The organism is Alkaliphilus oremlandii OhILAs (assembly GCF_000018325.1).
GTDB lineage: Bacteria > Bacillota > Clostridia > Peptostreptococcales > Natronincolaceae > Alkaliphilus_B > Alkaliphilus_B oremlandii.
Window position 1 is genome coordinate 3,058,216 of sequence record NC_009922.1, and the last position, 13,954, is coordinate 3,072,169.

Annotated in this window: 14 protein-coding genes; 3 read left to right on the plus strand and 11 right to left on the minus strand. The window is 37.9% G+C overall.

Annotated elements, in window-relative coordinates; all coding sequences use genetic code 11:
• Window positions 1-51 precede the first annotated feature (51 nt).
• Genes CLOS_RS14780 through CLOS_RS14795 form a run of 4 tightly spaced genes read right to left on the minus strand, consistent with a single transcriptional unit; the run spans window position 52 to window position 3,895 of the window.
• Window positions 52-837: an ABC transporter ATP-binding protein gene (locus CLOS_RS14780; RefSeq protein ID WP_012160648.1), complete on the minus strand. Its 786-nt coding sequence runs from the start codon at window positions 835-837 to the stop codon at window positions 52-54.
• A gap of 20 nt (window positions 838-857) precedes the next feature.
• Complete coding sequence (locus CLOS_RS14785; protein WP_012160649.1) at window positions 858-1,880, minus strand: FecCD family ABC transporter permease; 1,023 nt, start codon at window positions 1,878-1,880, stop codon at window positions 858-860.
• Complete coding sequence (locus tag CLOS_RS14790; protein WP_012160650.1) at window positions 1,873-2,880, minus strand: FecCD family ABC transporter permease; 1,008 nt, start codon at window positions 2,878-2,880, stop codon at window positions 1,873-1,875. The genes CLOS_RS14785 and CLOS_RS14790 overlap by 8 nt, the downstream gene beginning before the upstream one ends.
• A 25-nt stretch (window positions 2,881-2,905) precedes the next feature.
• A complete protein-coding gene (locus CLOS_RS14795; protein ID WP_012160651.1) occupies window positions 2,906-3,895 on the minus strand; it encodes an iron-hydroxamate ABC transporter substrate-binding protein in 990 nt (329 codons plus the stop codon).
• Window positions 3,896-4,081: 186 nt separating this feature from the next.
• On the opposite strand from CLOS_RS14795, the gene CLOS_RS14800 reads away from it, so the two are divergent.
• Window positions 4,082-5,392 carry an RNA-binding domain-containing protein gene (locus tag CLOS_RS14800; RefSeq protein WP_012160652.1) on the plus strand — a complete coding sequence of 437 codons (1,311 nt, stop codon included), beginning with the start codon at window positions 4,082-4,084 and terminating at the stop codon, window positions 5,390-5,392.
• 28 nt (window positions 5,393-5,420) lie between these two features.
• On the opposite strand, the gene CLOS_RS14805 is transcribed toward CLOS_RS14800, so the two are convergent.
• The 6 genes from CLOS_RS14805 to CLOS_RS14830 all read right to left on the minus strand — a co-directional run bounded on the left by CLOS_RS14805 (window position 5,421) and on the right by CLOS_RS14830 (window position 10,118).
• Window positions 5,421-6,491 (minus strand): WD40/YVTN/BNR-like repeat-containing protein, encoded by a 1,071-nt coding sequence (locus tag CLOS_RS14805; protein WP_012160653.1) that lies wholly within the window; start codon window positions 6,489-6,491, stop codon window positions 5,421-5,423.
• On the minus strand, window positions 6,478-7,914 hold the full coding sequence (locus tag CLOS_RS14810) for a polysaccharide deacetylase family protein (RefSeq protein ID WP_012160654.1): 1,437 nt from the start codon (window positions 7,912-7,914) through the stop codon (window positions 6,478-6,480). Before CLOS_RS14810 ends, CLOS_RS14805 begins: the two co-directional genes overlap by 14 nt.
• Before the next feature lie 128 nt (window positions 7,915-8,042).
• On the minus strand, window positions 8,043-8,276 hold the full coding sequence (locus CLOS_RS14815; protein WP_012160655.1) for a thioredoxin family protein: 234 nt from the start codon (window positions 8,274-8,276) through the stop codon (window positions 8,043-8,045).
• A gap of 57 nt (window positions 8,277-8,333) precedes the next feature.
• Complete coding sequence (locus tag CLOS_RS14820; RefSeq protein ID WP_012160656.1) at window positions 8,334-9,338, minus strand: permease; 1,005 nt, start codon at window positions 9,336-9,338, stop codon at window positions 8,334-8,336.
• A 27-nt stretch (window positions 9,339-9,365) separates the two neighbouring features.
• On the minus strand, window positions 9,366-9,767 hold the full coding sequence (locus CLOS_RS14825) for an arsenate reductase ArsC (protein WP_012160657.1): 402 nt from the start codon (window positions 9,765-9,767) through the stop codon (window positions 9,366-9,368).
• A 27-nt stretch (window positions 9,768-9,794) separates the two neighbouring features.
• Window positions 9,795-10,118, minus strand: coding sequence for an ArsR/SmtB family transcription factor (locus CLOS_RS14830; protein WP_330360305.1), 324 nt, complete (start codon window positions 10,116-10,118; stop codon window positions 9,795-9,797).
• A gap of 170 nt (window positions 10,119-10,288) precedes the next feature.
• Here CLOS_RS14830 and CLOS_RS14835 point away from each other — a divergent pair, with 170 nt between their 5' ends.
• Together CLOS_RS14835 and CLOS_RS14840 are read left to right on the plus strand one after the other, a co-directional pair.
• Complete coding sequence (locus CLOS_RS14835; RefSeq protein ID WP_012160659.1) at window positions 10,289-10,651, plus strand: helix-turn-helix domain-containing protein; 363 nt, start codon at window positions 10,289-10,291, stop codon at window positions 10,649-10,651.
• A 339-nt stretch (window positions 10,652-10,990) separates the two neighbouring features.
• Window positions 10,991-12,442 (plus strand): Na+/H+ antiporter NhaC family protein, encoded by a 1,452-nt coding sequence (locus tag CLOS_RS14840; RefSeq protein ID WP_012160660.1) that lies wholly within the window; start codon window positions 10,991-10,993, stop codon window positions 12,440-12,442.
• 96 nt (window positions 12,443-12,538) lie between these two features.
• Here CLOS_RS14840 and ortB read toward each other — a convergent pair whose 3' ends face one another.
• Window positions 12,539-13,930, minus strand: coding sequence for a 2-amino-4-oxopentanoate thiolase subunit OrtB (gene ortB / locus CLOS_RS14845; RefSeq protein ID WP_041720050.1), 1,392 nt, complete (start codon window positions 13,928-13,930; stop codon window positions 12,539-12,541).
• Between the last annotated feature and the right edge of the window lie 24 nt (window positions 13,931-13,954).

Below are 13,954 nucleotides of genomic sequence, written 5' to 3' on the forward strand. Positions count from 1 at the left end.
GCACCCTCCCTGCAATCAAAACTTGTGTAGTCAATCCACCCATCTTATGCTTTATAGGGCACTATCATATCCAAAGCATACCGGTGCCTTATTTTCTGTGTCCATCATGATTCTAGCATCTATATTAAACACTTTCTTTAGTACATCCTTTGTGATAACCTCCGTAGGCTTTCCTTCTGCAATTATCTTGCCCGCCTTCATGGCAACAATTTTATGAGAAAACCGAGCAGCATGATTAATATCATGCAAAACCATAACGATGGTACATCTTTTTTCCCGATTCAGCTGATCTACAATTTTTAATACCTCTAATTGATGGGACATATCTAAATATGTTGTGGGCTCATCTAAAAGCAGTACATCCGTTTCCTGTGCCAAGGCCATTGCCAGCCACACCTTTTGCCTTTGCCCTCCAGAAAGACTGCCGATCTCCCGATCCCTATAATCCATCACCTTGGTAATCTCCATAGCCCACTCAATGATTTCCCTATCCTTTGCAGTTAGCTTACTGATTTTTTTACAGTGAGGAAACCTCCCATAGGATATCAGTTCTTCAACTTTTATTTCCTGGGGTGCTGTGGGGTTTTGAGGGAGTAGTGCTAAATCCTGTGCAATTTTTTTCGTATTCAATTGATTGATATTGGTACCTTTCAATAAAACATCACCGTTTTTTTGTTTGATAATCCTGCCGATGGTTTTTAGCAGGGTGGATTTTCCACAGCCGTTGGGCCCTATAATTGTTGTTATTTCCCCTTCTTCAACGGAGAAATTGATATCCTTAAATACGGTTGATTTCTCATAGCAGGTTTCTAAATTCTCTGTTTTTAATATCGTCATCGTTTATTTTCCTCCTACACCTATGCTTTCGTTTTTAAAAGTAAATAAATAAAATACGGTACACCAATGATAGAAATAACGATTCCAACAGGCAGCTCCACAGGCTGAAAGAAGGTTTTTCCTATAAAATCCGATACCAAAACTAAAAGCATGCCCACAGCCCCAGACACAGGCAGCGCTCTATTATGATGTATACCCACCAGTTTTTTAGCAATATGCGGCGCAATTAATCCTACAAAGCTGATATTGCCAGAGATCGAAACACAAGCACTGACCAATCCGATGCAGCCCAATAAAAGAATGAGTTTTTCCTTCTCCGTAGAAACGCCTAAGCTTTTGACAGTGCTTTCTTCTAGCTGAAAAATATCCAGCATATAAGCCTTGCTAATGACAACGGGTAAGATTATGATAAACCAAGGCATCATGGAAGCGATGCTCTGCCAGTTGGCATTCCAGATACTGCCACTGGTCCACACCTTTGCCATTTCAAAATCTGTGGCACTCATTCTCATGGTAAAATATATGGATATTGCACTTAAGCCAGATCCAACGGCCAAACCACACAATATAAACCGCTGTACATCCAACCTACCATTCTTCCACGCAAAGGAATATACAAGGGCGGAAGAAACCAATCCGCCGATTAATCCAAAAAAGGGCATGGATAAACTGGCAACCCATGAGGTGCTGATTAATTTTCCCTGAAAGAAAAACATAAACATGACGATAGCCGCACTGGCACCTGCATTTACACCGATGATGCCGGGGTCTGCTAGCCCATTTTTTGTTATTCCTTGTATGATCATACCAGCAATGGAGAGCCCTAAGCCTACTAAAGCTGCCACAACGATTCTAGGCAGACGAAATTCAAATATTACTAAGTCATACTCCGGGTTTTTATTTAGCCTAATTAAGGTTTTAAATACATCCACAATGGATAGATCATAGCTCCCATTGGTTACGCTGATATACATCATTACTATTACCAATAAAATCATCAACATTAAAATACTAATATAGCGACTTAAAGAATCTCTATGCATGCTTTCCTCCTCCTTTCTTACGGGCTAAGTAAAGAAAGAAAGGAACGCCGATCATCGATGTTACAACGCCGATGGGCGTCTCAAAGGGATAGTTGATGAATCTGCTCAATAGATCACAGAACACAAGAAATACGCCGCCAATCACTGCCGAGCAAGGAATGATCCACTTATAATCGATACCTACTAAAAATCGAACAATATGAGGAACCAAAAGTCCTACAAATCCTATTTTTCCAACCAATGCTACGGATGTACCCGTAAGGATAGAAATTACTGCCATGGCTACAACCTTTGTGGCTTTCGTATTTTGCCCAAGGCTGATGGCAATTTCCTCTCCCAAGGATAGGATCGTAATGGAACCAGATATGGCGATGGCAATAAAAATACCAACAATGGCAATTGGTACCGCTAATTTGATATGGCTAGGGTTTAGTTGGTGCAGCCTTGCATTATACCAAAAACTAATATCCTGCGATACTTGAAAGTAATTGGCCAAGGCTGCCGATACACCACTGAGAAATGTTCCTATAATGGTCCCGATCAGTGCCAATCTTACGGGTGATAATCCATTGGGTAATAAGGATGCGATTCCAAAAACAATGAAAACACCAAGAGCTGAACCTATAAAAGAAAAAAGGATCTGTTCCTTTGATGAAATGTTCGGTATGAATATACTGCAAATGGTAATTAAAAGAGCAGATCCATCACTACCCCCCATAATTGTAGGGGAAGCAAGGTAGTTTCTTGTCATCCCCTGCATAATTGCCCCTGACATCGCTAGAAAAGCACCTATAATGAGAGACCCTATGGCTCTGGGTATTCTAGAATGAATAATGATTTGGTGGTTTACATTTCCAGGATCGAAATTGAAAATTGCATCCCAAATTATATTCAAGTCAATACTCTTAGAGCCATATATAATGGAGGCTACCAAAGCTAAAATTATAAATACTGGTGATACCGATAAGATGAATACTGGTACAGAAATTTTCTTTTTCATAATCCTCCACTCTCTTTATTCTTCATTATTTTGATAAGCTCTCTATAACCGCCTTTAAGAAAGCTGATTTACTCCATGCTGTTCCACCTTGTGCCAATGGGTCTACTACGTTGATAAATACGTGATCTTCTTTTGAAGCCTTCAAGCTTTTCCAGATGGGATTGTTTTGAAGCTCTTCTAAGACCTTTGGATGATCTGCATTTTCATCGGATGAAAATTGAACAAATATGTAATCTGGATCTAACTCTGAAAGCTTCTCAAGAGAAATATTTTCTTGTGCCTTTGCAAGTTTAATTGGCTCTGGTGCTATAAACCCTAGATCCCCATATAAAACTGGATTTAAAAATACGCCCTCTGGATATATGAACAGATTGCCTGCTCTTATTCTTATGGCTACGACGCTTTTATCTTTTAATGATGCATCGAAGCTTGCCTTGGCTGTTTCAATTTCTTTGCTATAATCTGCTATAATCCTTTGTGCTTCTTCTTCTTTATCTACAAGCTTACCTAAAAGTTCCAGGTTTTCTGCCCAGTTTGTTGATATGTGAGATACTGGTATGGTTGTCGCTATTTTATTTAACTTCTCCATAACATCTTCTGGAAACTTCGAACTTCCCAAGATAACATCTGGCTTTAATGCTAATATATCTTCAAAATTTGGCTGTGTTTTTTCTCCCGATGATTTTGCCTGATCTACGATCGGTTGAAACATCTTTGGAAATTCTCCACCTACAGTGATTGCTGCAACTGGCTTAACATTTAAAAGCAGTGCATCTTCCATAGATTCCATGCTTCCCGTAATAACGATTCGCTCTACATTAGATGGGACCTTATATTCATTGCCTAAATAGCTTATTTTTTTAATTGCATCTTTTACCTCTTCTTCATTTTTATCTGCTTCTTGACCTGAAACTTGGCTATTTGGCTCCTGTCCTATTGCCGTATTTTTAGCTGTACAACCTACAGAAAAAATAGCTAAAACAACAATCGTCATAATAACGAGTAGTTTTTTCATCCTTACAATCTCCCTTCACAATTTTAATTTTATTGGTATTGATTTTCATTATCATTATAGTGATAGTTTTGTTCTAGTGTCAATCCTTATTTTATCTTTTTCTATCGCATTCCATCGTTTCTATCGGTAATAATTGATAGAATGCGATAGAAATGATAGAATAGAGTTCATAAAGGTGGTGGTTCTATGACTTATATTAAGTCCGAAACTGTAGAATTTAAAAGTAAGTTTACGCCTGAGATCAAAAATGAAATCGTTGCTTTTGCTAATTCAAAGGGCGGAAAAATTTTTATTGGCATCAATGATCTAGGAGAGGTTGAGGGTGTAGAAAATCCTTATAAAATATGTGAACAGCTATCTGCTTTTCTTCACGTTGCAATAAAACCGGATATCACTATGCTTACATCATTGAAGATCACTAAAATAAATGATATGCAAATTATACAGATTGACATTATGAGAGGTATAGATCGACCCTATTATTTAACAGAAAAAGGACTCCATCCATCGGGGGTCTATATTCGTTTAGATAACCTATCCGTTCAGGCGACGAATACTATGATCAAGGATATGATTAAGGAAACCTATGGAGCATGTTATGAGTCCACCCGTTCTTTAAATCAGGAGCTGAATTTCACATATATGCAGGCTCAGCTTAAAAACCTAGCCATTCCTTTTACTACAATGGAACAAAAAAATCTAGGCATACTGGGAGAGAATCATTTATATACCAATTTGGGTCTACTTGTATCGGATCAATGTCCCTTTACGATAAAAGTTTCCGTTTTTGACGAGAAAGACAAGGGCGCATTGAAAGCTACCAAAGAGTTCTCTGGCTCTATTTTAAAGCAATTGGTAGACTGTCTTGAGTATGTTCAGCTGAATAACCATATGAACATCCACTATCAAGGCATCACTCGAGTAGAAAAAAATGATTACGCTCCTTCAATTATCCGAGAAAATTTGTTAAATGCCATCATACATCGGGACTATTCCATGAATAGTAGCATATTGATCCATATATTTGCCGATCGTATGGAATTTATATCTGCTGGTGGATTGGTCCATGACTTGTCCCTAGAGGATATCTTACTGGGTATTTCTCAATCAAGAAATGAAAAGCTCTGCAAGCTATTTTATAAATTAAAGATGATTGAATTCTGTGGTACTGGTATTGGAAAAACAAAAGTAGAATATATGGATTCTGGTCTTAAGCCCATATTTAACGCAACATCCAATGGCTTTAAAGTCATATTGCCCAATAAAAATACGGCTCAAAAGTCCACTTTATCATCCCTTCTTTCTCATGAGGAAGAATTAGAAGATCATATCCTAAAAGAAATCCACAGGCTGGGCTCCGTTACAAGAAGTTATATACAGAACAAGTTCCATCTAAAGCCTACAAAATGTGGTATGATCTTTAGGGACCTGGAAAGTAGAAACCTTATTCAAAGGTATGGGCGGGGGAAAAATACGGTTTATCGATCAAAAGGATAGTGCATTAATTGCACTATCCTTTTGATATTTATTTAATTTTAGATAGGTTCAAAGCCCATATACCATCGCTTTTTGTTGCAATATAAGCCAAGGAGCCATCGGGACTAAAGACAATATCATAGACCAATTTGTCTTCCAGTTCTCCTTTTACTTGAGTCCATATGGTGCCGTGATTTTCGCTGTAATACAGTCCGCCAGTTCCATAGGGATAATTCCAAAAACCCATCAACCACTGATTTACATTCTGTGGGTTTAATTGCAACTTCGTCATACTGCCCTCAAGATAAAATTGCATATAGCTGGAAATATTCCCTTGAATATCTGTCGTATCTACGCCGATAGAGGAAGCGTGGTAAATGGCATCGGAATGAATCGGGTGGATCAATACACCGTAATTTGCCTTGGTGTTGATCTTTATGAAAGTTTTCCCCCCATCTGTTGAAATATACGGTAGCTTATCCACAATATACACAATGTTATTCTGTTTGGGATGAACCGCAATCCCTCTCACCGTTAAATCATTTATTTTTGTCCAGTTTTTCCCACTGTCCTGACTGAGCCAAAGTCCGCCGCCGAGCTTTGAGCTTTGTCCAACATAAATATCCCCTACATTATTGCTGGCCATAATGCTGATGGGCGCCTGGTAGGTGTCCACACTAGACTGTATCCAGCTTTTATCCAGCGTGGAATATCGATAAATTTCTCCATGACTGCCACCTGCTATAATAATGGTTTCCTCTTTATTCTCTAAGATGTAAAATGTGGATAGCTTCAAAGAATCACTTATGTTTTCTACTTTTTTCATATCCTGAATTTCATAGAGTGTTCCTTCTGAAAGCGCATATAATAGACCCTTCTCCGTTAACTGTAGCTTTTCCACAGGCTTATCATTCAGTCCGATCTTCTCTACTGTCCAATCCACATTTTTTAGGAGAGCTTCTGTGATGCCGCTTGATTGTGGGCCCATAGAAACATTTGGTTCTTCCTTTTCTAAGGGATTGATCTTATTGTTGTTAGATTTTACTTCCTGTCCACTACAAGCAGATAGAAAAAGTAAGAGGACTATTAAAGGTACCCATAAAAGTTTATTCCGTCTCATTCATTGCACTCCTTTCATTTATCAGTTCGTCTATGGTAACAAATGCATAGCCCTTTTCTTTTGCTCTCTTGATAATTTCTGGTAAGGCCTCTATGGTTGAATTTCTTTTGGTATGCATCACGATAATAGAGCCGTTGGCTAAACCTTTTAGTACAGTTTCTTTAATATGCGCAGGTTTACTATCGAACAGAGCATCATTGGAATTCAACGACCACATAATTGTTTGTAACCCAACTTCCTTTGCAATCCTCAGCATCTTTGCATTATAGAATCCACCTGGTGGCCTATAATAATTGGGCAGAATACCAATATTCTCTTGAATCACCAACTGTGTCGATATGAGCTGCGCTCTAAATTCATCCTCTGTGATCGAATGGTTATTTAAATGTTCCCATGTGTGATTGGCTATAATATGACCTCTACGATATATTTCCCGCAATACATCCTTGTTTCTATCAATTGTATTGCCAATGATAAAAAAGGTCCCTTTCACATGATGTGCATCTAATACATCCAATAGCGGGAATACCTCCTCATCGATATAATCATCAAAGGTTAAGGCAACTTTTTTCGTATCCGTACCCTTATAAACTGGTACTGCACCTTCTTTTACTTTTTCGAGATCATCGTACCGAATGTGATATGGACTCAAATCCGCTACCTTTTCAAATGAGGCTAGGTTGGTATAAGGGATACCATCCATCAATATGGCATCTATTTCTACCCCATCGATGGATACGGATCCTTCCTCTGCATTATATCGAAAAACCTTCCCCAAGGATGTAGCCAAAATCTTTGTTGGAACGTAGATTTCATTTTCATGCTCATAAGCGTATTTCGTCATTAACATATCGTTGATATAAAAATTTAAACTTTTAGGCTTTTGATCAAGGTGTCTCCAGGGTATTGCATTGGAAGTTCCTATATCCATCCGACCTTCTGAGACGAAGACGGTATCCAGATTAATCGAATATTCTAGGGTGTCAATATCGATATAGGCCTTCCCAAATAGATTTACAACAGCCACATAATACTCCTCGTTCTCTTTTGCAAGCTGGATCATCTGTCTCTCCGGTATCCAACGAACGGCCCAATTTAAACTTTCACTGATGCTCCGAATCGGTACGAATATCGTACCATCCCAGTCATACCCCACATCTACAAAAACATGGTTTAGGTAAATATTCAAGCTTTTCTCTAGCCGCTCCTCAGTGGATATATTTGCCTCATGGATGGCATTAAAATTTTCTTTTTCATGAAGGTTTGAGAAGGTAATCGTCGATTCATCGCTTTCCTCAGGTATATTTAGTTCTACCTCCCCCTCAGGTGTATCTAATTCTATATCTTTTTCGGGTCTAAGGGTTAAAAATAGGATAAGGCCGAGAATAAGAATTGAGAATATAATGATGCTCCGCTTCTTCATCGTTGTACAATCCCCCATATTCTGTTGATATTAAAAGCTTTAATATCGTAGATATTTTATAAGTACAATTATATCGGAACTTTCTCAACTTAGGTTTTGTATTTAATGGAAAAATTCAAACCAAAGCTTTATTTGTTTAAAAACTTAAGAATGTCCTTAGGTTTTAAAACCTTTCCATAGGATACGACCTTCTCATCGATGACGAGAGCCGGCGTTGACAGGACTCCGTAAGTCATAATTTCTTTAAAATCCTCTACTTTCAGAACCTCCGCTTCAATTCCTGCCTCTTTTAATGCCATTTCCGTATTTTCTTTTAAAACTGTACAGTTTTTGCATCCAGAACCTAAAATTTTTATTACCATAGTAAACACTCCTTTTTATATTTTTTATTGAAACTCTTCTTTGATATCCTTCTTTCTTTATAAAAATAAATATCCAAAGGCATTGAAAGTATATCCGATCATAATGATTCCTAAGCTAACAATACCAACAAAAATCCATAACAGCTTCGACTTTACTACTTTATTCAACATGACGATGGAGGGCAGAGAAAGGGCAGTAACCCCCATCATAAAGGAAAGGACAGTACCAAGACCTACGCCCTTTGCAACCAAAGCCTCTGCAATGGGTAAAGTGCCAAAAATATCGGCATACATTGGGATTCCTGCAAAGCTTGCTAATAAAACAGAATACCACTGATCTTGACCCAATACTGTAGTTATCAAAGATTCTGGAATATAGTTATGAATCGCCGCACCGATACCAACACCTATGAATATATAGATCCAAACTTTTTTTACGATGTCCAGTACTTGATTTTTTGAAAAATCGATTCTGTCCTTTGTACTTAATTGCTCTTCTTCAATTTCTAACACCTTGTTACTATATACGAAAGGCTCCACATATGACTCCAGTTTTAATTTACTGATGATCGTTCCTCCCACTACTGCAAGTATTAGACCTACAACAACGTAAGCGATTGCGATCTTCCAGTTAAATACACTGGCAAGTAGAAGGATTGAGGCTAAATCCACTAAAGGTGAGGATATCAAGAATGAAAATGTAACACCGATGGGTAGTCCTGCACTTGTAAATCCAATGAATAAAGGAATGGAGGAACAAGAGCAGAATGGCGTTACCGTTCCAAGTAAAGCACTTAATATATTGGCCGTAATCCCATTGAACTTTCCTAGAATCCTCTTCGTTCTTTCTGGGGGAAAGAAACTCTGTATATAAGAAATACTAAAAATTAGTACGGAAAGCAATATAAAGATTTTAATTACATCGTATATAAAAAAGTGTACACTTCCTCCTAATTTACTTTCAATACTCAAACCAAATATTTTCTCAACCAACATTTGAACGAGGTTAAAAAGCCACTCCATTTTAAGCAATTGACGATTGAACCATTTGAATATCATCATGTCTCATCTCCTAAAACTTTAATTGTCTTACAATGCTTGGTTCTCTACTCTTTTAATAAGATCCTCCACTTTCATTTGAATGGTCGCTCTCGTATTTCTAAATTCTTCAATAGGACCACCTGATGGATCTTTAAGTCCCCAATCCTCCCGATGGCTACATGGAACAGACGGGCAAGACACGTTGCAGCCCATGGTAATTAAAATATCGACTTCTCTTGGAATATCCTCTAAAAGTTTCGGATAATGATCGGCCATATCAATGCCTACTTCATCCATTACTTTAACTGCTAAAGGCTTTACTTCATGGTAATTTTTTGTTCCAGCCGAATATACTTCCAGTACATGCCCACCTAGTTTTTTCGCCCAAGCTTCTGCCATTTGAGACCTACATGAATTATGAACACATACAAATGCTACTTTTTTAAGCATACGAATTCCTCCATCCTCCCAATTTATTTAGCAATCAGTGTTGCTTTTGTTATATCCCTTGCAAATACAGTCTTCCTTGAAAGAGGTTAGTTTCTGAATGAAGGTTTGCAGTTCCTCCACCTTTGCCTGATTAATGGCGTAGAACATCCATTTCCCTTCTTTTCTACCGATTACAAGCTCGCACTGCTGCAAGACTTTCATATGATGAGAAATTGTTGGTTGCGTTAAATCCAGTGCATCCATAATGTCGCAAGCACAAAGCTCACCACAGGAAAGCATCTCCAAAATTAAAAGTCGATTTCTATCTCCCAATGCCTTAAATATTTCTATCTTTTCCTCTATTTTAATCACCCGCTTATAAGTTTTTCCCATATATATTCCTAAATCACTAAACATATAGATGACTGTCTATGTATTTGGTATAAATAATTGTTTATATTTTGTCAATTATAAAAATAAATATCAGCTTATGGTAAATCTATCGGAAGTATAATATAATATTGCGAAAAGGAGGGGTATTTATGGGAAAAAATCAGAAAAGTACGACAATGGTAATGGGTCTTTTTATTTTGCTGTTATTTGTTATTCAAACATTTTATATTTCTAGATCCATCAGTAAAAATATGGCGCAGTCTCCAAGCTATACAGAAAATCAAGTGCTTACCTTTAAAGAATTGGCATCCTATCTTCGAATTTCAGAAAATGAATTGAAAGATTTAATCAAAGTCAATAAAGATGAAAAAGCACAAATGATCTCATCAGGTACGAACGCTTGGGATACTTATCGGTTCATCCCTTATTTTGAAATTGGGGATAAGACGCTGTTTCTAAAAAGTGAAATTGATAACTGGGTGCAACATCAGGTTCTACATAGTCAAAAGTAAGTATTTCCATCCTTTACGAAAATCTCGTTTTGTTTTTAGCTTCTGTTCTGACCTTCTTTTTATAAAAAATCACCTCTTTGCCAGCATCATGCCATAAAGGGTGATTTTTTTTGCTTTTAATTGCTATTTTAATAGTGCAATATTTTTCCATGCGTGAAATATTTTTCACGGCAATTTATTTCTCATGACATATACATCTTTCCATTTGTACAATAGACGAGCATGCTTGCCTATCTCTACCTCTATGACTTATTGGCATCGATTTTGCAATATATTTATGAAACGCGAATAAATAAATTCGCACAATATAAAACATATAATATTTTAAGGAGGAGTATAATGGATAAGTCAACGAAAAAATTAGAATTCTATGGAGGTGAATGGGTTTCCTTTCTACCTTTCGCCGTATTCTTAGGAATGATTATTTTAACTACTTTTTATTTCGGTTCAATTTCTGACGGTGCCCTTTGGCTACCTGCATTCAGTGCTTTAGTCGTTGCTTTTTTCTTCGCTAAGGACAAAGCACTTTATTCTGACACAATCATCAGTGGGATGGCTAGTAAAGAAGCAATTATACCGATTGTTTGTTGGATTTTTGCAGGTGTATTTTCTAGAATTCTTCGTACATCTGGATTGGCAGCAGGAATTGCTGGATTGGCAGCAGGCATGGGAATACAAGGAACAGCTTTTATCATTATTTCCTTTATTGCAGCTGCGGTATTTGCAACTGCATCTGGTACTGGCTTCGGTACAATTGCCGCAGGGATGGGTGTTTTATATCCTGCGGGTATCGCCTTAGGTGCACACCCTGCTCTTTTAGCTGGTGCCATTGTATCTGGAGGCTCCTTTGGAGATAATCTTGCCCCAGTATCTGACACTACAATTTGTTCTGCTACTTCTCAAGGGGCCGACGTTCCTGGTGTTGTAAGATCTCGTTTAAAATATTCACTTTCCGCAGCTTTAATAACAATTGTTGGTATCATCATTCTAGGCATGAAATATAAGGGTACTATTTCTGTAGCTGATGTAGTTCACTACGATCCAAAGACACTTTTGATGTTAATTCCTGTAGCCCTTACAATTTGGATCGCAGTTAAAACAGGAGATATCATCATCGCTACAACAATCGGCTCTGTATTAGCTGGAGGCACGGCTGTACTTACAGGCTTAATGGACTTTATCCAAGTTGACCCAGCCGCTGAAGTAACCAAGGAAGCCCTAATTAGAGTTTCTGGTATGGGATTGGATCGAACAGTAGATGGTGTTATTTATACAGGTATCAACAGTATGCTACAGGTAGTAATACTTGCCCTATTACTATTCGGTTCTATTGCCATTATGAGAGCTGGTCAAGGCGATGTTAAGCTATTAAACGCTTTAGGTACTGTGGCTAAAACAGCTCGAGGTGCAGAGATTGTAATAAGCGTCATGGTTATTTCACTTTCAGCTTTAATGGGACTTAACGCCCCTGCAATATTAGCTGTTGGTGCCTCCTTCGCTAAGCCTCTTTCTGAGCGCTACGGTATCAGCCCTTACCGTGCAGCGAACTTATTAGATGCTCAATCCAACACCTTAGTCTATTGTTTACCTTGGACTCCTGCCGTAATCTATACCATCGGATTCGCTAAGGATAGTGCCGCTCCATTGACAGCTGTACAGGTAACTCCTTTCGTATTATATTCCTATGCTATGCTGGCAGTCATGTTTGTTACAATTATCTTTGGCATCGGAAGATACGATAATATGTCTACAGAGAATACCAAAAATAAACAAGCTACGACCTCTAAGTAATTTTAATTGAAGCTATTTTTATAAAGATTTCCATATAAAATCACAGAAAAGTGGTCATCTTAAAAATTTTTTTAAGATGACCACTTTTTCTAGTTTCTATAGAACCTGAACGTCATAGACTTTCAATATCTTCAAAACTTCTTCTTCCTGAAGCTTAAGATCCTGTTTCAGGAATTGTAAATCTTTCTGGGTTATTTCCGTTATATTTTTGTTTCCAACTGCATTTTTTATATAATTTCTTTTTAGCTTCTTCATCTCTAAGTCCTCAACTACTATTTGACCTATATTTTCAGGAATTATAATATTCTTTCCAGGGACATTCTCTGCTGGGTTTCCTCTTCTAATTTCAATGCCATTGCGCCTTGCAAAGGTCAGCTGTGGCATCGAATGCTTTCCTGCGCCAGTATATTCCGTCTCCTGAACAATGATAATTTTATCTTCATCCATTTCCTTCGCTAAAGCAATTGCAGCAGCTAAAGAGGTATTTCCAGCAGGGCCTCTTTCTATTCCTTCTATTTGAGATAACAGCTCAGTTACATAGAATACATCCCCTTGGGTCACTGTTACGTATCGATCCATATATCTTAATACTCTGGCGGCATTTCTCGGTACGTCAGATCTATCTGGTAAGGTTGTAAAAGGCACCCCAAAGCCTGTGTGTCCTGTCGTAAATGATTTTCTATTAAAATCGGTATCCGAAGCCATATGGAGTCCAGATAAATCCACAGAAGCTCCAATAATTTCAGTTTCAACGGCTCCTGCCTTTATCAGACCTCTTGCCGTACCAGTTAGATTTCCCCCACCAGCATTTGTAGCTACAACCACATCTGGATACTTGCCTTCCTTCGAGTAAACCTGCTCTGCTATTTCATAGCCTAAAGTTTCTACACCAGCTATGGCAAATGGTGTATAAAGTGATGCATTAAAATATCCTGTTTCTTCTAGCAGTCTTAAAAATACATAAAACAGCTCTGGTCCTACAGTTAATTGGACTGTTTCAGCGCCAAACGCCTCACATTTTCTTGCTTTCTCAAGTATTTCAGGCTGTCCTATCTTCCTTGAATCATATACCTCTTGTACAATGATGGACTTTAATCCTCTCTGTGCTGCCTGTGATGCAACAGCAGAACCATAGTTACCGCTAGTGGCTGCAATAGCTCCCTTATATCCATTTTTTTCTGCATGGTATATGGAAATTGCTGCTCTTCTCGCCTTAAATGATCCCGAAGCATTGGCTGCCTCGTCTTTTATAAATATACGAGCACCTTTGCCTGGCTCAGAATACTTTCTAACTAATTTCGTAATATTCTTTAGCTCAAACAAAGGCGTATTTCCTACTTTAGCTTCTGCCTGGATCGCCTGCATCTTTGGTATGGAATAAGCTACTTTTTCCATCATACCTTCATAATCAAAACCTATTTTTCCAAACTCAAATACAGCGTAGTCTATTCCAACAGCTTTTTTCATTATTTCATTTTTTCTGGCCATAACAGCTTCATAAGATAAGTCTAA